This window comes from Lelliottia sp. (assembly GCF_045627565.1).
Taxonomy (GTDB): Bacteria; Pseudomonadota; Gammaproteobacteria; order Enterobacterales; family Enterobacteriaceae; genus Enterobacter.
This window is the reverse complement of the sequence record NZ_JAZQNX010000040.1, coordinates 94,494-116,045: the sequence shown is the minus strand read 5'-3', so window position 1 is coordinate 116,045 and position 21,552 is coordinate 94,494. Positions and strand designations below refer to the sequence as shown.

The following is a 21,552-nucleotide window of genomic DNA, read 5'->3' as shown; positions in this document are numbered from 1 at the left end:
TGGTGGCCCCTGCTGGACTTGAACCAGCGACCAAGCGATTATGAGTCGCCTGCTCTAACCACTGAGCTAAGGGGCCGTGGCGGTGAATTATAAAGTAACTCCGCCGCGCAATCCAGCCATTCACACCTGCCTGCTGTTTTTATAAACAATGCATAATCAATCCTTTATACTTACTACCTGATGTATTGATCGGAGAATGGGATGATCAACGATATTCTTGCGCCCGGGCTGCGGGTGGTGTTCTGCGGGATCAACCCGGGGAAGTCATCGGCGCACACGGGTTTTCACTTTGCCCATCCAGGGAATCGCTTCTGGAAGGTGATTCATCAGGCCGGCTTTACCGACAAACTTCTCAAGCCAGAAGAGGAGCAGCATCTGCTGGATACCCGCTGCGGCATTACCATGCTGGTCGAACGGCCCACGGTGCAGGCGAATGAGGTGAATTTGCATGAATTGCGCAGTGGCGGCAGGGAGTTGGTCAAAAAGATTGAAGACTATCAGCCTGCAGCGCTGGCGATCCTCGGTAAGCAGGCGTATGAGCAGGCGTTTAGCCAGCGCGGGGCGCAGTGGGGCAAGCAAAATATAACTATCGGCATGACCCAGGTGTGGGTTCTGCCCAATCCGAGTGGGCTCAACAGAGCGACGCTGGATAAACTGGTGGAAGCCTATCGGGAATTGGACGAAGCGCTGGTGGTGCGGGGGAGATAATAACGTTCTGGCCGTTCACTCATCTTCACTTTTTTACATGAAGGGAAATCCGCCAGGAATTTGGCTTCTTAACGGCATAAAAAAAGCTCCCCGTAGGGAGCTTTTTAGTTCCAGGACCGATTAATCGTCCAGGAAGCTACGCAGCACTTCAGAGCGGCTAGGGTGGCGCAGTTTGCGCAGTGCCTTCGCTTCGATCTGACGAATACGTTCGCGGGTTACGTCGAACTGTTTACCCACTTCTTCCAGCGTGTGGTCGGTATTCATGTCGATACCGAAACGCATACGCAGGACTTTCGCTTCACGGGCGGTCAGGCCAGCCAGAACGTCATGAGTGGCAGCACGCAGGCTCTCGGTCGTCGCAGAGTCCAGCGGCAGTTCGAGGGTAGTATCCTCGATGAAATCACCCAGATGCGAATCTTCATCGTCGCCGATTGGCGTTTCCATGGAGATTGGCTCTTTCGCGATTTTTAGCACCTTACGGATCTTGTCTTCCGGCATTAACATGCGTTCAGCCAGTTCTTCCGGCGTTGGCTCGCGGCCCATCTCTTGCAGCATCTGGCGAGAAATACGGTTGAGCTTGTTAATCGTCTCAATCATATGCACCGGAATACGGATGGTGCGCGCCTGATCCGCGATAGAGCGGGTGATCGCCTGACGAATCCACCAGGTTGCGTAAGTGGAGAATTTATAACCACGACGGTATTCAAACTTATCTACCGCTTTCATCAGACCGATGTTGCCTTCCTGAATCAGATCCAGGAACTGCAGACCGCGGTTGGTGTATTTCTTCGCGATAGAAATAACCAGACGCAAGTTCGCCTCAACCATCTCTTTCTTCGCACGACGGGCTTTCGCTTCGCCGATAGACATACGACGGTTGATGTCTTTCACCTGCTCGATGGTCAGGCCGGTCTCTTCTTCAATCTGACGCAGTTTCTGCAAGCCGCGCTGAACGTCATCAGAGACGTCGTGCAGCTTTTCAGACCACGGTTTGTTCATGGCGATAGCAGCGTTGAACCAGGTTTCGCTGGTTTCGTTGCCGGTGAACAGTGTGATGAAGTTTTTCTTCGGCATTTTGCACTGTTCAACGCACAGTTTCATGATGATGCGTTCCTGAGTACGCACGCGATCCATCATGACGCGCATACTGTTGACCAGGTAATCAAACTGCTTTGGTACCAGGCGGAACTGCTTGAACACGTCAGACAGCTTCTGAATCTCTTCCTTCGCAGCGGCGTGACTACGGCCTTTCGCTTTGATGGTGTCGCGGGCCAGTTCGTACTGCGTACGCAGTTCGCCAAACTTCTCGCGAGCCAGCTCAGGATCGATGCTGTTGTCGTCTTCTTCTTCTTCGTCTTCTTCGTCTTCTTCCTCGTTCTCTTCACGCTCTTCTTTCGTGAGCTCAGAACCAACGTGAGTAGCAGTCGGAGCGACTTCTTCTTCAGCGTTAGGGTCGACGAAACCGGTAATGATGTCGGAAAGACGCGCCTCTTCGGCTTCTACGCGATCGTACTGTTCCAGCAGATAGGTGATCGCTTCCGGGTACTCGGCAACAGAACACTGAACCTGGTTGATCCCGTCTTCGATACGTTTCGCGATGTCGATTTCGCCTTCGCGGGTCAGCAGTTCAACGGTACCCATTTCGCGCATGTACATGCGCACCGGGTCAGTGGTACGACCGATTTCAGATTCAACGCTGGACAGAACCTGTGCAGCGGCTTCTTCAGCATCTTCATCGGTGTTGTTGGAGTTTTCAGCCAGCAACAGATCATCGGCATCAGGTGCTTCTTCCATCACCTGAATACCCATGTCATTGATCATTTGGATGATGTCTTCGATTTGATCTGAATCGACGATATCTTCCGGCAGATGGTCATTGACCTCGGCATAGGTCAGATAGCCTTGCTCCTTACCGCGTTGGACAAGAAGTTTCAGCTGTGACTGCGGGTTTTGCTCCATAAGACGGTATCCACACTTATTTCGTTTGATTGGTGTCGGCGGTGCAGCTACCAACATTTAAAGCGAGGGCGTACTTATATTTGTGCCGCTGCCTCTCAGTGCGGCTGCCGGGGGCTTCCCGATCGATATTCGGCACTTAAGCCGTTAAATACTTCATCCTTCACGTTGTCTCTGCGTTAGCTGCGTTCTCGAATCCTTGTCATGTACTTGTGTACACTCCCTGCATTCTTTCTCTTGCTGCCTTGATACAACGTGAATGATTTTGTCTTTTTATTTCCTGGCCAGTTCCTGGTTTAACATCCAGAGTTCCCGGCGTTCTTCGCTGCTTAAACCGTGTGTGCGCTCGCGAGCGATTAACTCTTCCTGGCGCAGCTCAAGCATCGAATCAAACATATGGTTCAGCGAGTCGGTGAACGTTTTTTCTGCAATATCCTTATCTGCTATATCGTCCCACATCGACAGTTTTTCAAGGGTAGCGGACTCTTTTGTGCCGCGATAATGCTCTAAAAGTTGTCCCGTCGTTAGACCTGGCTGTGACAAACACGTGTTAACCAGTTCTGAGAACAAGCCTAGTCCAGGCAACTTCTCGTGATTCAATCCGACCAGCGACGGCACCTGCGGTGCCAGCTCCGGGTTTTGAACCAGTAACCCTATCAGTATACGCATGGTTGTGCGTTTTAGCTGTGGAGCGGGGCGAACCGCGCCGTTTTCAGACAGTTTCGGCATTAAACGTTCAAGCTGGCTGTCATCCAGAATGCCAAGCTTGTTGCCAAGTTCCTGTCGCAAATAGATACGTAGCGTTTCGCCTGGAACCTGAGTAATCAACGGCAGCGCCAGCGTACTGAGCTGCGCACGGCCATCCGGAGTACTCAAATCCACCTGCGGCATCAGGCTGTTAAACAAAAACGTGGAGAGCGGCTGAGCCACTTCCATCCGCGCTTCGAACGCCTCTTTGCCTTCTTTACGCACCAGCGTATCGGGATCTTCACCGTCGGGCAGGAACATAAAGCGTAACTGACGCCCATCGGTCATGTAAGGCAGTGCTGTCTCCAGCGCGCGCCAGGCGGCCTCGCGTCCGGCACGGTCTCCGTCGTAACAACAGATAACGTTATTCGTTGCCCTGAACAGCAGCTGAATGTGGTCGGCAGTGGTGGACGTTCCCAACGACGCAACCGCGTAGTTGATATCGAACTGTGCCAGTGCAACCACGTCCATATAGCCTTCGACCACCAGTAAACGCCGGGGTTCAGCATTATCCTGTTGGGCTTCATAAAGGCCATAAAGCTGGCGACCTTTGTGGAAAATATCGGTTTCCGGGGAGTTGAGGTACTTCGGCAGGGCATCGCCCAGCACGCGTCCACCAAAACCAATCACCCGGCCTCGCTTATCGCGAATGGGGAACATCACCCGCTCGCGGAAGCGGTCGTAGCTTCGTCCCTGGTCATTAGTGACCAGCATGCCCGCATCGATCAACGATTTACGATCTTCGCTATTGCCGCCAAAACGCTTTAACACGTTGTCCCAGCCGGGAGGGGCGTAACCAATAGCGAAACGCGCAATAACGTCGTCGCTTAATCCGCGCTGGTTCAAATATTGACGCGCAGGCTCAGCGGCAGATTGCTTCAAAGACTGTTGGTAAAAAGAATTCAGGCCTTCCATCAACTGATACAGCGTTTGCCGTTGATGGCGCTCTATCTGTGTTGGACCGCTGCCCGCTTCATAAGGCACTTCAAGGTTATGCATCGCGGCCAGTTCTTCGACGGTTTCTACGAACTCAAGTTTGTCGTAGTTCATCAAAAAATCGACAGCGTTACCGTGTGCGCCACAGCCGAAGCAGTGGTAAAACTGTTTTTCACCGTTCACGGTGAAAGAGGGGGTTTTTTCGTTATGGAACGGACAGCACGCGTGGTAGTTCTTGCCCTGTTTTTTTAGCTTTACCCGCGCGTCGATGAGATCGACGATGTCGGTTCTGGCCAACAGGTCATTGATAAATACGCGTGGAATTCGTCCAGCCATAGGCCCCGTTAATTACACGTTTTATCAGGCGGTCTCTGCGCAAACAGCGCGCGGTGAACCAGCGTCAATAATTTCGTGTAAGTGCTGATGCATAAACGAAAATAAGCCGCGCATTCCTTTCGGAAGCACGGCCTTACGACTACAACTCGGTCTGACAATTGAGGGTGGAAGCCCCCAACAGATTAGTACAGACGAGTACGGCGTGCGTTTTCGCGAGCCAGTTTCTTCGCGTGACGTTTCACAGCAGAAGCTTTAGCGCGTTTACGTTCGGTAGTCGGTTTTTCATAGAACTCACGACGACGAACTTCCGCCAGAACACCTGCTTTCTCGCATGAACGCTTGAAGCGACGCAGTGCTACGTCGAACGGCTCGTTTTCACGTACTTTAATTACCGGCATGTAACTCTCACCTTTAATAAATTCGGTTTGCCGCTGGCATCAACGCCAGCTTATTTCAAAATGGTGCGGAATTTTACTGCAATTGCTGCTGCTTTGTAAAGCACCGGCGCGATTTTGAAAGGGACTTTTATAAGGAAAGGGAGTATACACGACCGATCTTCTTGGGGCGAACAAAGTTTTACCCCTTTTGCCTGTCAAACGACAGGCTCGATGGCTTGCCTTTCTCACCCCATTCACCTCGTTGTTCCTGCACTACCGCGGATCCGCGCTGTCGGCGCTGCAATCCTGAGGGTATACATCACCTCGCAATCGACCTAAACTGCGCGGTATTGAAAAGAGGTAAAATTAGCCATGCGTGTACTGGGTATTGAAACATCCTGCGATGAAACCGGCATCGCCATTTACGACGACGAAAAAGGTCTATTAGCCAACCAACTGTATAGTCAGGTGAAATTACACGCTGATTACGGTGGCGTGGTGCCTGAACTGGCCTCTCGTGACCATGTGCGTAAAACGGTTCCGCTGATTCAGGCGGCATTAAAAGAGTCGGGTTTAACCGCGAAAGATATCGATGCGGTTGCCTACACCGCAGGCCCTGGCCTGGTGGGCGCACTTTTAGTGGGTGCGACGATTGGACGCTCGCTGGCGTTTGCGTGGGATGTGCCTGCGATTCCCGTTCACCACATGGAAGGGCATCTTCTGGCGCCGATGCTCGAAGAGAATCCACCTGAATTCCCGTTTGTGGCGCTGCTGGTGTCTGGCGGTCATACCCAGCTTATCAGCGTGACGGGTATTGGCGAGTATGAACTGCTGGGCGAGTCCATTGATGATGCCGCCGGTGAAGCATTCGACAAAACCGCCAAACTGCTCGGCCTGGATTATCCTGGCGGCCCGATGCTCTCTAAATTGGCGGCACAGGGTGTTGAAAAACGCTTTGTCTTCCCACGGCCAATGACCGACCGTCCAGGGCTGGATTTCAGTTTCTCCGGCTTGAAAACGTTCGCCGCGAACACGATCCGTAATAACGAAAACGACGATCAGACCCGCGCTGATATCGCTCGCGCTTTTGAAGATGCTGTCGTGGATACGTTAATGATCAAGTGCAAACGCGCGCTGGATCAGACCGGCTTTAAGCGTCTGGTAATGGCGGGAGGCGTGAGCGCTAACCGCACGTTGCGGACCCGGCTGGCAGAGATGATGCAAAAACGTCGTGGAGAAGTGTTTTACGCGCGTCCGGAGTTTTGTACCGATAACGGTGCAATGATCGCCTATGCGGGCATGGTGCGCGTGAAAGGCGGGGCGACGGCTGATTTGAGCGTGTCCGTGCGTCCGCGCTGGCCGCTGGCGGAACTGCCAGCAGCGTAACGGCTTTGCCCGGCGGCACCCTGCTGACCGGGCAACTCACTACACCTTCAACATCCCTTTGTCTTCTAAAAATCCAATAATCTTACTTAGACCGTCCCCCACTTTCAGATTGGTAAACGTCCACGGGCGTTCGCCGCGCATACGGTTCGTATCGCGCTCCATTACCTCCAGCGATGCGCCGACGTAAGGGGCCAGATCGGTTTTATTGATCACCAGGAAATCGGATTTCGTGATCCCCGGCCCGCCTTTACGCGGGATCTTCTCGCCTTCCGCCACGTCGATGACGTAAATCGTCAGATCTGCCAGCTCCGGGCTGAACGTCGCGCTTAAATTATCGCCGCCGCTCTCGACAAAAATCAGATCCAGATTGCCGAATTTTTCGCTGAGCGCTTCGACGGCCGCGAGGTTCATCGACGCATCTTCGCGAATGGCCGTATGCGGGCAGCCACCCGTTTCCACGCCGACGATCCGATCCGGCTCCAGCGCGCCTGCTTCGGTCAGGATGCGCTGATCCTCTTTGGTGTAAATATCGTTGGTCACCACCGCCAACTGATATTGGTCGCGCATTGCTTTGCACAGCGCTTCCAGCAGTGCGGTTTTGCCCGAACCCACCGGGCCACCCACGCCAACGCGCAGGGGATGTTTGTAATCAGCCATTGTGAAACCTCATGATCGGAATAACCGTGAATATTGTGTTTCGTGACGCGCCGAGGCAATGGCCGAAAGCGGTGTTGCCGCGCCCAGTTCGTCATCGCCGCGTCGCCACGCGTGTTCAAGCCCTGCGGCAAAATGGTCGCTCAGTTCGATAATCAATCGCTGGGCGGCCTGTTGCCCGAAGGGCACCAGTTTGACGCCCGCCATCACTGCACTTTCGATCCAGCTATAGCCCAGGCTCAGCGCCAGCTCGTGAGCGCTTATTTCCCAGCGCACGCCCAGCCACGCCATACCGCACAGCTGACTTTGCGAAAACAGCGGCAGCCATTCTTGCGGGCAGTCTGGTTCCCAGCTTTTAATCAGTCGGGTAAACGCGGCACCGCGATTGCGTTCTTCTTCACGCAGCTCGCGCGTTTCGCGACAGGCCAGCAGATACGCGGTCCAGCGTCTGGCGCTCACCGCGTCGTTCTGCTCGCAGGCGCGATACAGGCGGATGAATAGCGGCAAATCGACGCAGAAAAAACTCTGCTCCATCTGCTGGATCTGCCAGCGCTTAAATTCGGCGTCGGTCGTTATCCAGCCCGCTTCAACCGCCCATTCCAGCCCTTGCGACCAGGTGAAAGAGCCCACCGGCAAACTGCTGCTGGAAAGTTGCATCAGGCGCAACTGCTGGCGGTTGTGTTCCATTGTGTTCCTAATGCGAATGCGCGTGAGAATGGCTGTGGGCGTCGCTGGTATACGCCCCAGCTTCCGGTTCAAACGGTAGATGCGCAAAAGTCACGTCAAGATCAAACTGACGCAGCATGTCGTCAAGGACGTGATCGTGGTGATAGCGCAGTTCGCCTGGCATGATTTGCAGCGGTACGTGACGGTTGCCGAGGTGATAACAGGCGCGGGCGAGCAGATAAGGATCGGCGCAGCGCACGACGGACACCGATTCTGGCGCAGCGATCACTTCGATAATCTCGCTGCCGTCGTCCGTGGAGAGCAAATCGCCACCGCGTAACAGTAGGCCGCGCGGCAGCATCAGCCCCGCTTCGCGGCCATCGTTCAATTCCACTTTGGCGCGGCTTTTCACCCGGATATCAATTGGCAGCGTGACGCTGGCGGTCACGGGGTGCGCATGGTCAAGGCGTTGGGTTAAGGTGATCATCGTCGCTCCTCAGAACAGAAAATAACGTTGCGCCATCGGCAATACGTCTGCCGGTTCGCTGGTAATGAGTTCGCCGTCGATTCGCACCTCGTAGGTTTGCGCGTCGACGGTAATATTCGGTTGCAGGCCGTTGTGGATCATGTCGGCTTTTTTCACCGTCCGGCAGCCTTTCACGACCGCAATCGCGCTTTGCAGATTGAGCTGTTGCGGGATGTGGTTGGCCTCCGCGGCTTGTGAGATAAACGTCAGGCGCGTGGCATGACGCGCCGCGCCCAGTGAGCCAAACATCGGGCGATAATGTACGGGCTGCGGCGTAGGAATGGACGCGTTGATATCGCCCATCGGCGCGCAGGCAATCATCCCGCCTTTCACGATCGTGGCGGGTTTCACGCCAAAGAACGCGGGGGACCAGACCACCAGATCCGCCAGTTTTCCCGCCTCAACGGAGCCGACTTCATGGGCGATGCCGTGAGTCAGCGCCGGGTTGATCGTGTATTTGGCGACGTAACGCTTCACGCGAAAGTTGTCGTTATCGCCGGATTCTTCCGCCAGCGCGCCGCGCTGCACCTTCATCCGATGCGCGACCTGCCAGGTGCGGATAATCACTTCGCCGACGCGCCCCATGGCTTGCGAATCCGACGACGTCAGCGAAAACGCGCCGATATCATGCAGGACATCTTCTGCGGCGATGGTTTCGCGACGAATGCGCGATTCAGCGAATGCCACGTCCTCGGCGATATCGGGATCGAGATGATGGCAAACCATCAGCATGTCCAAATGCTCGTCGATGGTGTTCACTGTGTACGGCAGCGTGGGGTTGGTGGACGAGGGGAGAATATTCGGGTACGCGCAGGCAGTGATAATATCAGGCGCATGGCCGCCGCCCGCGCCTTCGGTATGAAACGTGTGAATAGTGCGACCGTCAATCGCGGCCAGCGTGTCCTCGACAAAACCCGCCTCGTTCAGCGTGTCGCTGTGCAGCGCCACCTGAATATCCATCTCCTCGGCGACGCTCAAAGAGCAGTTGATCGTCGCAGGCGTAGAACCCCAGTCTTCGTGAATTTTTAGACCAATTGCCCCCGCCGCGATTTGTTCGCGCAGCGCGTCAGGATTCGAGCCGTTGCCTTTGCCGAGCAGACCAATATTCACGGGTAATGTATCCGCGGCCTGGAGCATACGCGCGATATACCACGGCCCTGGCGTGCAGGTGGTGGCATTCGTGCCCGCCGCCGGGCCGGTTCCGCCGCCAATCATGGTGGTCACGCCGGAAACCAGCGCTTCTTCCGCCTGCTGCGGGCAGATCCAGTGGATGTGTGTGTCGATCCCGCCTGCGGTGACGATCTTGCCTTCGGCGGCGATCACTTCGGTTGCAGCACCAATCGGGATCGTCACGCCGGGCTGAATATCCGGATTACCGGCTTTACCCACGGCGAAGATCCTGCCGTCTTTGACGCCAATATCCGCCTTCACGATCCCCCAGTGATCGACGATCAGCGCGTTTGTCAGTACCAGATCCACGCAGTCCTGCGCCGTCATTTGCCCCTGGCCCATGCCGTCGCGAATCACTTTTCCGCCGCCGAACTTCACCTCTTCACCATAGATTGTGAGATCGTTTTCGACCTCAATCCACAGGTCTGTATCGGCCAGTCGCACTTTGTCGCCCGTCGTTGGACCGAACATATCGGCATACGCCTGGCGTGAAATCTCAGCCATTTTTTATCTCCAGATCGCCCATCACATCGCCGCGAAAACCGAAAATGCGCTGTGCGCCAGCCACCAACACCAGCGTCACTTCGCGCTTTTGCCCTGGCTCAAAACGCACGGCGGTGCCAGCAGGAATATTAAGGCGATAGCCTTTGGTGGCTTCGCGATCAAACTTCAACGCGGAATTCACCTCGTAAAAATGGTAATGAGATCCCACCTGGATCGGCCGATCGCCATGGTTTTCGACGATCGTGCTTTTGGTTTCACGCCCCGCATTGATGGCGATCTGTCCGGATTTAATCTGATATTCGCCTGGGATCATGCTTCCCCCTATACGATCGGATTGTGAACGGTGACGAGCTTCGATCCGTCCGGAAACGTGGCTTCCACCTGAATATCCGGGATCATTTCCGGCACGCCTTCCATCACCTGCGCGCGCGTCAGCACATGACGACCGGCTTCCATGAGTTCCGCCACGGTTTGTCCGTCACGGGCACCTTCCATAATGAAGGCGCTGATCAGCGCGACAGATTCCGGGTAGTTAAGCGTGACGCCACGAGCCAGGCGACGTTCCGCGACCAGCGCGGCGGTAAACAGCAACAGCTTGTCTTTCTCTCTTGGGGTCAGTTCCATAAAGGTCTCTCAGGTCTGCCAGATTCGAGGCGGGTGGGGCGTTTTGGCGATGACGTGCGGGCGAAGACACTGCCAGATTTCGCGCATTGCCCGCTGGCAAATCAGGTTGTCGTGCGAAAGAAAGCGTATCGACAGCAGGCCATCGGTGAGCGTCGCGCCCGCAAAATTATTCAGCGTGACGAGTTTTTCCCGCACGCCTTCCAGCAGTGCGTCACTGGCCGGATAGCAGAGCAGCGTGCCGATCCACGGATGATTGGCGACGGTTGTGAGATCGCCGTCGGCAAGATGCTGGCGCTCAATTAACAGCGGTTCATCGTCCAGCCACACCTCCAGTCGGCTTTCAATGGTGCCGTGACTAAAGGTTTCGTTGATCACCGGACGGCCCAGGCAGAACAGCTCCCAGGCCAGTAGCCGGCTGGAATGATGCAGGTGAAAAACGGATTGCAGCGCGGCGTTGGCGCCGGGGAAAAAAATCGTGTCCTGCGGCAGCCATTCCAGCGTGGCGTTCTCTTCCAGAAGGAAGTGCTGATTCAGCCGCGCCAGCGGACCGCTGCTGCGGTAGAACTTGCTGGCACCGGGCATGGTGATAAGCGTATGGCAGTTTGGATCAAGCTGAACGGAAATGTTGAGTTCATCGCCACCCACAATGCCGCCCGGAGGATGCAAAAGGTAAAGGTGGCAGGTCTCTTCTTCGGGATAAAACGGGCGTTGAACGGTGAGGGGGCCGACGTGTCGCGCCGAGTGCAGAACCGTTTTTTCAGGGGTGTGACAAAACTGCAACGCGAGCGAAGCCTGCCAGCCGTGGGTGTGCTTTTTTGCTGGTGTGCCCTGCAAGATTTAGCCCCTGTGAACGCATTCCCGAATCGTTCGAGTATGGATCAGCCGTTGGCGTTTTTTGTCATAGGAAAAGATGATGATACGAGGAAGGAAACGCCCGATATCGTTATACGTACCGGGCGTAGAGAATTTTTATTTCGGCGCTTTTTTCTTTTTTAACTTAGTCCAGATTTTGGTTTCCTGGCGACGCCATAGACGCTGGATATTGTCGTGATGGCGCAGCAGGATAAGGCAGGAGAGCATCGAAACGGGGAAAGTAAACTGAGGTTTAAACCACCAGACGTAGAACGGAGCGATCAGCGCGCTGACAATCGCGCCGAGCGAGGAATAACCGCTCAGTAGGACGCTTAAAAGCCAGGTTCCCGCCATCACGCCGGTTAAATCCCAGCCAATGGGCGCGATAGCACCAAAGGCCGTTGCAACGCCTTTGCCACCTTTAAAATGGAAGAAAACAGGCCAGATATGGCCCACGCAGGCGGCAATAGCAATAAGCCCCAGCCAGAACGGCGTGACGCCCAGCATGTATGCGCCCCAGACGGGAAGCATCCCTTTCAGAACATCAAAAACCAAAACCGCTACGGCTGCTCTCTTGCCGCCAATTCGAAGTACATTGGTCGCCCCCGGATTCCCGGAACCACTGACGCGCGGGTCAGGTAATCCGGCGATGCGGCAGACCAGAATGGCGCTGGAGATGGAGCCGCAAAGGTAAGCGAGGAAGATCATTCCAGGCGCGATTGCACTCATAACGCTGTTCCGTTTTGAAAATGTATCTGTATTCTCTGCATCTGTGGATAATACGCATAATTCGCCGGGAGTGGTATCCGGTTTAGCCAAAAACCAGGCAGGTCGTGATGGATATTGTATTTATAGAGCAACTTTCGGTAATCACCACAATTGGTGTTTACGACTGGGAACAGACCATCGAACAGAAGCTGGTGTTCGATATCGAAATGGGCTGGGATAACCGCCTCTCCGCCAAAAGTGACGATGTAAAAGATTGCCTGAGCTATGCGGATATCAGCGAAACGGTCGTGAATCATGTCGAAGGGCAGCGTTTCGCGCTGGTAGAGCGCGTGGCCGAAGAGGTGGCGGATCTGCTGTTAAGCCGGTTCAATTCACCCTGGGTGCGCATCAAACTCAGCAAGCCTGGCGCAGTGGCACGCGCGACAAACGTCGGCGTGATCATCGAGCGTAGCCAAAATCTTAAAGGCAACAATTAACGTCATCATTGTTAAACCATTTTCGGTTATACCGGTCTTACAGCTGTATCTTTCGCGGCTACCCCTGTGGTGAGCCGTTTTTTACTTTTTAATAAGGGTTGATGAGATGAGCGATATGCACTCGCTGCTGGTGGCGGCAATATTGGGTGTGGTCGAAGGATTGACGGAGTTTTTGCCGGTTTCCAGTACCGGGCACATGATCATTGTCGGTCATTTGCTGGGCTTTGAGGGAGAGACAGCGAAGACATTCGAAGTGGTCATTCAGTTAGGTTCTATCCTGGCCGTGGTGGTGATGTTCTGGCGACGCCTGTTTGGCCTCATCGGCATTCATTTTGGTCGTCCGCCGCAGCATGAAGGCGAAGGGAAAGGCCGTCTGACGCTCATTCATATCCTGCTGGGTATGGTGCCAGCCGTCGTGCTGGGGCTGATTTTCCATGACGCTATCAAATCGCTGTTTAACCCTATCAACGTGATGTACGCGCTGGTGGTGGGCGGTGTACTGCTGATAGCCGCAGAACTGCTGAAACCCAAAGAGCCGAAAGCGCCAGGTCTGGATGACATGACCTATCGTCAGGCGTTTATGATTGGCTGCTTCCAGTGTCTGGCGCTGTGGCCGGGCTTTTCGCGTTCGGGCGCAACCATTTCCGGCGGGATGCTGATGGGCGTGAGCCGCTATGCGGCCTCGGAATTCTCATTCCTGCTGGCGGTGCCAATGATGATGGGTGCCACCGCACTGGATCTCTATAAGAGCTATCACTTCCTGACGGCGGCGGATTTCCCCATGTTTGCCGTGGGCTTTGTGACCGCGTTCCTCGTGGCGCTGGTGGCAATTAAAACCTTCCTGCAGCTCATCAAACGTATCTCGTTCATTCCATTCGCGATCTACCGCTTTATCGTCGCGGCAGCTGTGTACGTGGTCTTCTTCTGATCCACGGCCCTCAGTCTTTCGGCTGAGGGCAACGCTTTTCCTTCCAGTCTGCAACGGCCTGAACGCGTCTTTTCGTTAACTCTTCCCGAATCTCTGGCCCTTTAAATCCGGCTTCAACCACGTCTTTCGTCGGCACAGCTTTGGCGATTTCCCACGCTTCACGCAGTAAACGTCCTTGTGAATAATCGCAGGCTTCAAACCCGGTGCGTCCGCGCACGTCTGCTTCGCTGGTCAGCGCAATTTGCTCCACGCGCTGCGGTTTGCGCCAGGCGTCAATGTTATCGAACAACTTCACGATAGTGGCGGGTTTGAGAATCGGGAAGGTATGAATTAAATCGTGGAATTCAGCGACCAGCTTAGCCAGGTCTCGAATGTCGTTTGGCACGCGCAGGCGCTGGCAAATCCCTTCAACCAGTTTTACGCCCGCCGGGCCGTGTCCGTGGTGGCGCGGCCAAAACTCTTTGGGCGTTAAGCCTTTGCCCAAATCGTGACACAGTGTGGCAAAGCGCACGTCCACTTCCGGGCTGAGCATTGCGGCCATGCTGAGCGTCATTAGCGTGTGAATGCCGGTGTCAATTTCCGGATGCCACTTCGCGGGCGCAGGCACGCCAAACAGTGCGTCGATTTCCGGGAACAGCACTTTCAACGCGCCACAGTCGCGAAGCACCTGGAAAAACACCTGCGGATTGCGCGTCGTCAGGGCATTTTCCGTCTCTTTCCACACGCGTTCTGGCGTGAGGTGTTCCAGCTCGCCTGCCGCGGTCATTGCGGTCATCAGCGCCAGAGTTTCATCAGCAATGCGAAAACTCAGATGGGCATAACGCGCAGCAAATCGCGCGACGCGCAGAACGCGTAGCGGATCTTCAGAAAAAGCTGGGGAGACGTGACGCAGAAGGCGGTTTTGCAGATCGCGCTTACCGCCGTACGCATCGATGATATGGCCTTCATCGTCTTGCGCCAGCGCATTGATGGTGAGATCGCGGCGCAGCAAATCTTGCTCAAGCGTGACGTCCGGCGCGGCGTAGCATGTAAAACCGGTATAACCCAAACCGGCTTTACGTTCCGTTCGCGCCAGGGCGTACTCTTCGCGGGTTTTTGGGTGAAGAAACACGGGGAAATCGCGGCCTACCTGCTGATAGCCCGCGTTAAGCATCTCTTCTGGTGTGGCACCAACCACAACCCAGTCTTTATCTTTGACCGGCAGACCCAACAACGCATCACGTACCGCACCACCGACCAGATAAATCTTCACGCCTCAAACTCCCGTATTCATTTTTCGCAAGATGATACGTAAGTCTGGCAGAGAAGACGAATTAGTTCATCCAGCGGTCTTTGCGTTTACGGCTTGGGATCAGATGTGGCAGAACCAGACCCAGCACCAGACCTACGCCCAGCACGCCGCCGCCATACATAAACCACTGCATAATGATGGTGCGCTGTTTGTCGTCGAGCTGCAGATTGGCGGCGCTGACTTTTTTCTGCGCCACAATCAGCTCATTTTTGAGCTTCTGGTTCTCTTCTTTCAGGCCGTTGATCACCCCGTCGCTCTGCGCCACTTTCTGCTGCATTTCAGCGGTGCGCTGGTTCCAGGTGGTGTCAATATTGTTCAGCTTATCGGTCAGGGTTTTCACCTGATTTTCCAGGTCCGGCACGCGGGTGCGCAGGCTTGGCACGTTGCTGAGTTCTTTCAATGGGATCCAGGAGGTGCGGCCGGTGCTGTCGCGGACCTGACCATAGCTGGTGTCCTGATTCGTCTGTAACAAAACCACTTCCTCGCCGGCATTTACCGTACCCACGAGGCGATAATTGTCTCCTGGACCGCTACGGACCCAGGTATTCAGTTCGTCAGAAACGTAACGTTTCTCTTCAGCGTGGACCGCAGTCGCGGTGCTCAATGTCAGTAAAGCGAGTCCAATCAGGCGAAATTTAAGCATCATCAGTCGTTATTTTCGTAAAAAGTGGAACGATAGTAGAGGCAACAGTGTCTCCACGCAAAGCATTCATCAGCAATCGGAATCATCTGTGTCGCCCCTGCAAACTTTTACGCCCGTCAAATTGTTCATTGCGTGGCAATTTGGCGCAAAATACTATGTACTGACACATATATGGCGAGGAAGTTCGCCCTCATTGATGCGGCTGTGACGCAACCCAAAGTAGAAATCTATGGCTCAAGAAATAGAATTAAAATTTATCGTCGAAAATGACAGCGTTGATGCGCTGCGAACCCACCTTCATCAGCTCTCCGGTGAACACCACGATCCGGTACAGCTGCTCAACATCTATTACGAAACGCCGGACAACTGGCTGCGCAGCCATGATATGGGGTTACGTATTCGCGGTGCGAACGGCCAATACGAGATGACGATGAAAATCGCCGGACGCGTGGTCGGCGGCCTGCATCAGCGTCCTGAATACAATATCGACATTGCAAAGCCAGAGCTTGAACTGGATCGCTTCCCGGTAGAAGTCTGGCCGAACGGCGAGCTACCGGAAAACCTGGCTGCGCAGGCAGCACCGCTGTTTAGCACCGATTTCGTACGCGAAAAGTGGCTGGTAAATGAAGGCAAAAGCCGTATCGAAATCGCCCTTGATTTAGGTGAAGTGAAAGCCGGTGAGTTCCAGGAACCGATTTGCGAACTGGAACTTGAGCTGCTCGAAGGCGATGCGGATGACGTCCTGAAGCTGGCGCGTAAGCTGGTGGGCCTGTCTGGTTTGCGTCAGGGCAGCCTGAGCAAAGCCGCGCGCGGCTACCATCTGGCGGCCGGAAATGCACCGCGGGTGCTCAAACCGACCACTATTCTGCGCGTTCCTGCGAAAGTCAGCGTCGAGCAAGGCCTTGAAGCTGCGCTGGAGCTGGCGCTGAGCCAGTGGCAATACCATGAAGAGCTGTGGATTCGTGGCGTCAAAGAGGCGAAAGCCAACGTATTGTCCGCTATGGGTCTGGTGCGCAGCACGCTGACGCTTTTCGGCGGCGTGGTACCGCGTAAAGCGAGCGCTCACTTACGTGATTTTCTGACGCAGACGGAAGCGCTCATGGCGACCGATGTTTCTGCGCAAACGGCGGTCTACAGCCCGCAAACCGCTGCGGCAAAACTGGCGTTGACCGAATTTCTGGTTACGCGCGGCTGGCAGCCATTCCTCGATGATAAAGCGCAGAAAAAAATCGCGGATTCGTTCAAACGCTTTGCGGATACGCATATGTCCCGCAGCGCCGCTGAGCTGAAAACGATTTTTGACCGTCCGCTTGGCGATCAATACAGCGATCAGCTGATTCGTCTGACGCGCGATATCGACAGCATCCTACTGCTGGCAGGCTCCTACGAGGGCGTGAAAGCGCAGGCGTGGCTGGAGAACTGGCAGGGGCTGCGTCACGCCATCGAAACGCGCCAACGTATTGAAATTGAACATTTCCGTAATGAGGCTATTTCGCAAGAGCCGTTCTGGCTGCACAGCGGAAAACGTTAACTCAGGCAAGGAACCCCAGAATGCCGCTTTCTTCACTTTTACAGCAGCACTGGCAGACGGTTTGTGAACGTCTGCCAGAATCGTTACCTGCTTCATCTCTAAGCGAGCAGGCGCAGCAAGTGCTTACTTTTAGCGATTTTGTTCAGGAGAGCATTACCGCCAATCCTGAATGGCTGGCTGAACTTGAAACGGTGCCGCCGCAGGCGGATGAGTGGCGGCATTATGCGCAGTGGTTGAGCGAGGCGTTAGCCGATGTGGCCGATGAGCCGACGCTGATGCGCGTGCTGCGCCAGTTCCGTCGTCGTGTGATGGTCCGCATCGCCTGGGCGCAATCGCTGGAGCTGATAAGTGAAGAAAGCACATTACAGCAGCTGAGCTGTCTGGCGGAGACGCTGATCGTAGCAGCGCGCGACTGGCTGTACGACGCGTGCTGTAAAGAGTGGGGCACGCCGTGCAGTGAAGAGGGCACGCCGCAGCCGCTGATGATTTTGGGCATGGGCAAGCTGGGCGGCGGCGAGCTGAATTTCTCGTCGGATATCGACTTGATTTTTGCCTGGCCGGAAAAGGGGGCAACGCGCGGCGGCCGCCGCGAGCTGGATAACGCCCAGTTCTTTACCCGTCTGGGGCAGCGACTCATTAAAGCTTTGGATCAGCCCACTCAGGACGGCTTTGTCTATCGCGTGGATATGCGTTTGCGTCCGTTTGGTGACAGCGGCCCGCTGGTGTTGAGCTTTGCGGCGCTGGAAGATTATTACCAGGAGCAGGGCCGCGACTGGGAACGCTATGCGATGGTTAAAGCGCGCATCATGGGGGATAACGGCGATGTGTACGCCAGCGAGCTGCGCGCCATGCTGCGCCCGTTCGTGTTCCGCCGTTATATCGACTTCAGCGTGATTCAGTCGCTGCGCAATATGAAAGGGATGATCGCCCGTGAAGTGCGTCGTCGCGGTTTGAAGGACAACATCAAACTCGGTGCGGGCGGCATTCGCGAAATCGAATTTATCGTTCAGGTATTCCAGCTGATTCGCGGCGGACGCGAGCCGTCGCTGCAATCCCGTTCCCTGTTGCCGACGCTTGAGGCGATTGATCAACTGCATCTGCTGGCGGAAGGCAACGCGCAAACCCTGCGCGACGCATATCTTTATCTACGCCGTCTGGAAAACCTGCTGCAAAGCATTAACGATGAGCAAACCCAAACGCTGCCGGGCGACGACCTGAATCGCGCGCGTCTGGCCTGGGGGATGCGCGTCGATGACTGGCAGGCGCTGACCGAAAAACTGGATGCGCACATGTCCGGTGTGCGGCGCATTTTTAACGATCTCATTGGCGATGACGAGAGCGACACGCAGGACGATACGCTGTCTGAGCACTGGCGCGAGCTGTGGCAGGATGCGTTGCAGGAAGACGACACCACGCCGGTGCTGGCGCACTTAAGCGACGACGATCGCCATCGTGTAGTCGCGCTGATCGCCGATTTCCGTATGGAGATGAACAAGCGTGCCATTGGGCCGCGCGGACGCCAGGTGCTGGATCATCTGATGCCGCATTTGTTGAGCGACGTCTGTTCGCGTGCCGATGCGCCTGTTCCGCTTTCTCGCGTGACCCCGCTCCTGACGGGGATTATTACGCGCACGACCTATCTTGAACTGCTCAGTGAATTCCCCGGGGCGCTCAAACATCTGATTTCTCTCTGCGCGGCATCGCCGATGGTCGCCAGCAAGCTGGCGCGTTATCCGCTGCTGCTTGATGAACTACTCGATCCCAATACGCTGTACCAGCCGACCGCGATGGATGCTTATCGCGATGAGCTACGCCAGTATCTGCTGCGCGTTCCGGAAGACGATGAAGAGCAGCAGCTCGAGGCGTTGCGTCAGTTCAAGCAGGCACAAATGCTGCGCGTGGCGGCCGCGGATATCGCCGGTACGCTGCCGGTGATGAAAGTCAGCGATCATTTAACCTGGCTTGCCGAAGCGATGATCGACGCGGTGGTGCAGCAGGCATGGGGGCAAATGGTGGCGCGCTACGGCCAGCCAAAGCATCTGACCGAGCGCGAGGGACGCGGTTTTGCGGTGGTGGGTTATGGCAAATTGGGCGGCTGGGAGCTGGGCTACAGCTCCGATCTGGATTTGATCTTCCTTCACGATTGCCCGGTTGACGTCATGACCGATGGCGAGCGCGAAATCGACGGACGCCAGTTCTATTTGCGTCTTGCTCAGCGCGTGATGCATCTGTTCAGCACTCGCACGTCCTCCGGGATTCTGTACGAAGTTGATGCGCGTTTGCGCCCGTCCGGTGCGGCGGGCATGCTGGTCACCTCCACCGAATCCTTTGCGGAATATCAGCAACATGAAGCGTGGACCTGGGAGCATCAGGCGCTGGTGCGCGCGCGCGTGGTGTATGGCGATCCGCAGCTTAAAACGCAGTTTGACGCCATTCGCCGCGATGTGCTGATCGCCACGCGTGAAGGTGAAACGCTGCAAACCGAAGTGCGCGAAATGCGCGAGAAAATGCGCGCGCATTTAGGCAATAAACATCGCGATCGCTTTGATATCAAAGCCGATGAAGGGGGAATTACCGATATCGAGTTTATTACGCAATATCTGGTGCTCCGCCACGCGCACGCCAAACCGAAGCTGACGCGCTGGTCTGATAACGTGCGCATTCTGGAACTGCTGGCGCAAAACGACATTATGGATGAGCAAGAAGCGCAAGCGCTCACCCATGCGTACACCACGCTTCGCGATGAGTTGCATCATCTGGCGTTACAGGAACAGCCGGGCCACGTGGCGTTGGACTGTTTTACCGCTGAGCGTGCTCAGGTGTCTGCAAGCTGGCAGAAGTGGCTGGTGGACCGTGCTTAACCATTCCCCGTCATCCTTCGGTCTGCAGATGCGTTGGCTTTCCTCGCTCATCCCAGTCATTTACTGGAGTAAGCTCCTGGGATTCGCGGCGTTGCCGACCTCCTGCAGCTCGAATGATTTAGGGGACAAGTGTGATATTATCGCGCGCAAATTGTGAATCTTTCTGGAGTCAGGAATGAAAGTAACACTGCCAGAGTTCGAACGTGCTGGGGTTATGGTTGTCGGTGATGTGATGCTGGACCGCTACTGGTACGGGCCGACCAGCCGTATTTCCCCTGAAGCGCCGGTCCCGGTCGTCAAAGTGGACACCATCGAGGAGCGTCCTGGCGGCGCGGCAAACGTGGCGATGAATATTGCCTCCCTGGGCGCGCATTCGCGTCTGGTGGGCTTGACGGGCATTGACGACGCGGCGCGCGCGCTCAGCAAAACGCTGGCCGACGTTAACGTGAAGTGTGATTTCGTTTCTGTGCCAACGCATCCGACGATCACTAAACTGCGCGTGCTTTCTCGTAACCAGCAGCTGATTCGTCTCGACTTTGAAGAAGGTTTTGAAGGCGTCGATCCCGAGCCGATGCACGAGCGTATCGCGCAGGCATTGGGCAGCATTGGTGCGTTGGTCCTCTCTGATTACGCCAAGGGCGCACTGGCCAGCGTGCAGCAGATGATCCAGCTGGCGCGAAAAGCGGGCGTTCCGGTTTTAATCGACCCGAAAGGCACTGAGTTTGAGCGCTATCGCGGTGCGACGCTCCTGACGCCAAACCTATCCGAGTTTGAAGCGGTTGCCGGTAAATGCAAAAACGAAGAAGAGATCGTTGAACGCGGGATGAAAATCATCGCTGATTTCGACTTCTCCGCGCTGTTAGTCACCCGCTCTGAGCAAGGTATGACGCTGTTACAGCCGGGTAAACCGCCGCTGCATATGCCAACGCAGGCACAGGAAGTTTATGATGTGACCGGCGCAGGCGATACGGTGATTGGCGTGCTGGCGGCGACGCTGGCGGCCGGGAATTCGCTGGAAGAGGCGTGCTATTTCGCTAACGCTGCCGCCGGTGTGGTCGTGGGTAAACTGGGGACATCAACCGTTTCTCCGATTGAGCTGGAAAACGCGGTGCGCGGTCGGGCTGATACCGGCTTTGGCGTGATGAGCGAAGACGAGCTGAAAGTAGCGGTCGCGGCGGCGCGTAAGCGCGGCGAGAAAGTCGTTATGACCAACGGCGTATTCGACATTCTGCACGCGGGTCACGTTTCGTACCTGGCGAACGCGCGCAAGCTTGGCGATCGTCTGATTGTCGCGGTCAACAGCGATGCATCCACCAAACGTCTCAAAGGCGAAACGCGTCCGGTGAATCCCCTGGAGCAGCGCATGATCGTGCTCGGTGCGCTGGAAGCCGTTGACTGGGTGGTCTCATTTGAAGAAGACACACCGCAGCGCCTGATTGCCGGCATTCTGCCCGATCTTCTGGTAAAAGGCGGGGATTATAAGCCGGAGCAAATCGCGGGTAGCGAAGAGGTCTGGGCGAACGGCGGCGACGTGATGGTGCTGAATTTTGAAGATGGGTGTTCAACCACCAACATCATTAAGAAGATCCAGAAAGACAGTCAGTAAGTCGGGCACACATTCTGGATAATAAAAACGGGCCGAGCGGCCCGT

The 21,552-nt window shown here is 55.5% G+C and carries 20 protein-coding genes and 1 tRNA gene; 7 read left to right on the top strand and 14 right to left on the bottom strand.

Annotation, left to right across the window (positions count from 1 at the left end):
* A tRNA-Ile gene (locus ACKI5T_RS19680) sits at positions 1-76 on the bottom strand.
* Positions 77-201: 125 nt separating this feature from the next.
* On the opposite strand from ACKI5T_RS19680, the gene mug reads away from it, so the two are divergent.
* Positions 202-708: a G/U mismatch-specific DNA glycosylase gene (gene mug / locus ACKI5T_RS19675; protein WP_407439606.1), complete on the top strand. Its 507-nt coding sequence runs from the start codon at positions 202-204 to the stop codon at positions 706-708.
* A gap of 120 nt (positions 709-828) precedes the next feature.
* On the opposite strand, the gene rpoD is transcribed toward mug, so the two are convergent.
* From rpoD to rpsU, 3 genes are all read right to left on the bottom strand, one after another.
* On the bottom strand, positions 829-2,724 hold the full coding sequence (gene rpoD / locus ACKI5T_RS19670) for an RNA polymerase sigma factor RpoD (RefSeq protein ID WP_015960459.1): 1,896 nt from the start codon (positions 2,722-2,724) through the stop codon (positions 829-831).
* 213 nt (positions 2,725-2,937) lie between these two features.
* Positions 2,938-4,683, bottom strand: a complete 1,746-nt coding sequence (gene dnaG, locus ACKI5T_RS19665; RefSeq protein ID WP_235134092.1) for a DNA primase — start codon at positions 4,681-4,683, stop codon at positions 2,938-2,940.
* A 182-nt stretch (positions 4,684-4,865) separates the two neighbouring features.
* The gene (rpsU, locus tag ACKI5T_RS19660; RefSeq protein ID WP_001144069.1) at positions 4,866-5,081 is read right to left on the bottom strand and encodes a 30S ribosomal protein S21; all 216 of its coding nucleotides are present in this window, start codon (positions 5,079-5,081) and stop codon (positions 4,866-4,868) included.
* A 351-nt stretch (positions 5,082-5,432) separates the two neighbouring features.
* Between rpsU and tsaD the strand changes: the two genes are divergently transcribed.
* Positions 5,433-6,446, top strand: coding sequence for a tRNA (adenosine(37)-N6)-threonylcarbamoyltransferase complex transferase subunit TsaD (gene tsaD / locus ACKI5T_RS19655; RefSeq protein WP_407439603.1), 1,014 nt, complete (start codon positions 5,433-5,435; stop codon positions 6,444-6,446).
* A gap of 39 nt (positions 6,447-6,485) precedes the next feature.
* On the opposite strand, the gene ureG is transcribed toward tsaD, so the two are convergent.
* The 8 genes from ureG to plsY form a co-directional block, all read right to left on the bottom strand.
* The gene (gene ureG, locus ACKI5T_RS19650; protein ID WP_204771740.1) at positions 6,486-7,103 is read right to left on the bottom strand and encodes an urease accessory protein UreG; all 618 of its coding nucleotides are present in this window, start codon (positions 7,101-7,103) and stop codon (positions 6,486-6,488) included.
* 9 nt (positions 7,104-7,112) lie between these two features.
* Positions 7,113-7,787 (bottom strand): urease accessory protein UreF, encoded by a 675-nt coding sequence (locus tag ACKI5T_RS19645; RefSeq protein WP_015960455.1) that lies wholly within the window; start codon positions 7,785-7,787, stop codon positions 7,113-7,115.
* A 7-nt stretch (positions 7,788-7,794) separates the two neighbouring features.
* Entirely contained in the window at positions 7,795-8,253 is a 459-nt protein-coding gene (ureE, locus tag ACKI5T_RS19640) for an urease accessory protein UreE (RefSeq protein WP_133631453.1), read from the bottom strand.
* A gap of 9 nt (positions 8,254-8,262) precedes the next feature.
* A complete protein-coding gene (gene ureC / locus ACKI5T_RS19635) occupies positions 8,263-9,966 on the bottom strand; it encodes an urease subunit alpha (RefSeq protein ID WP_407439600.1) in 1,704 nt (567 codons plus the stop codon).
* Positions 9,959-10,279, bottom strand: a complete 321-nt coding sequence (locus ACKI5T_RS19630; protein WP_407439599.1) for an urease subunit beta — start codon at positions 10,277-10,279, stop codon at positions 9,959-9,961. The genes ureC and ACKI5T_RS19630 overlap by 8 nt, the downstream gene beginning before the upstream one ends.
* An 8-nt stretch (positions 10,280-10,287) precedes the next feature.
* Positions 10,288-10,590, bottom strand: a complete 303-nt coding sequence (locus ACKI5T_RS19625; protein WP_015960451.1) for an urease subunit gamma — start codon at positions 10,588-10,590, stop codon at positions 10,288-10,290.
* Positions 10,591-10,599: 9 nt separating this feature from the next.
* A complete protein-coding gene (locus ACKI5T_RS19620) occupies positions 10,600-11,424 on the bottom strand; it encodes an urease accessory protein UreD (RefSeq protein WP_407439597.1) in 825 nt (274 codons plus the stop codon).
* A gap of 135 nt (positions 11,425-11,559) precedes the next feature.
* Positions 11,560-12,171 (bottom strand): glycerol-3-phosphate 1-O-acyltransferase PlsY, encoded by a 612-nt coding sequence (gene plsY / locus ACKI5T_RS19615; RefSeq protein WP_015960449.1) that lies wholly within the window; start codon positions 12,169-12,171, stop codon positions 11,560-11,562.
* Between the two features lie 107 nt (positions 12,172-12,278).
* Between plsY and folB the strand changes: the two genes are divergently transcribed.
* Both folB and bacA read left to right on the top strand, forming a co-directional pair.
* On the top strand, positions 12,279-12,647 hold the full coding sequence (gene folB / locus ACKI5T_RS19610) for a bifunctional dihydroneopterin aldolase/7,8-dihydroneopterin epimerase (protein WP_407439595.1): 369 nt from the start codon (positions 12,279-12,281) through the stop codon (positions 12,645-12,647).
* Positions 12,648-12,753: 106 nt separating this feature from the next.
* Positions 12,754-13,575, top strand: a complete 822-nt coding sequence (gene bacA / locus ACKI5T_RS19605; protein ID WP_015960447.1) for an undecaprenyl-diphosphate phosphatase — start codon at positions 12,754-12,756, stop codon at positions 13,573-13,575.
* A gap of 10 nt (positions 13,576-13,585) precedes the next feature.
* Here bacA and ACKI5T_RS19600 read toward each other — a convergent pair whose 3' ends face one another.
* Both ACKI5T_RS19600 and ACKI5T_RS19595 read right to left on the bottom strand, forming a co-directional pair.
* Positions 13,586-14,827 carry a multifunctional CCA addition/repair protein gene (locus tag ACKI5T_RS19600; RefSeq protein ID WP_015960446.1) on the bottom strand — a complete coding sequence of 414 codons (1,242 nt, stop codon included), beginning with the start codon at positions 14,825-14,827 and terminating at the stop codon, positions 13,586-13,588.
* Positions 14,828-14,888: 61 nt separating this feature from the next.
* Positions 14,889-15,509, bottom strand: coding sequence for a TIGR04211 family SH3 domain-containing protein (locus ACKI5T_RS19595; protein WP_235135780.1), 621 nt, complete (start codon positions 15,507-15,509; stop codon positions 14,889-14,891).
* A 229-nt stretch (positions 15,510-15,738) separates the two neighbouring features.
* On the opposite strand from ACKI5T_RS19595, the gene ACKI5T_RS19590 reads away from it, so the two are divergent.
* From ACKI5T_RS19590 to hldE, 3 genes are all read left to right on the top strand, one after another.
* Complete coding sequence (locus ACKI5T_RS19590; RefSeq protein ID WP_407439592.1) at positions 15,739-17,040, top strand: inorganic triphosphatase; 1,302 nt, start codon at positions 15,739-15,741, stop codon at positions 17,038-17,040.
* A gap of 20 nt (positions 17,041-17,060) precedes the next feature.
* Entirely contained in the window at positions 17,061-19,901 is a 2,841-nt protein-coding gene (glnE, locus tag ACKI5T_RS19585) for a bifunctional [glutamate--ammonia ligase]-adenylyl-L-tyrosine phosphorylase/[glutamate--ammonia-ligase] adenylyltransferase (RefSeq protein WP_407439590.1), read from the top strand.
* A 175-nt stretch (positions 19,902-20,076) separates the two neighbouring features.
* The gene (gene hldE / locus ACKI5T_RS19580; protein WP_133631443.1) at positions 20,077-21,507 is read left to right on the top strand and encodes a bifunctional D-glycero-beta-D-manno-heptose-7-phosphate kinase/D-glycero-beta-D-manno-heptose 1-phosphate adenylyltransferase HldE; all 1,431 of its coding nucleotides are present in this window, start codon (positions 20,077-20,079) and stop codon (positions 21,505-21,507) included.
* Positions 21,508-21,552: the final 45 nt, after the last annotated feature.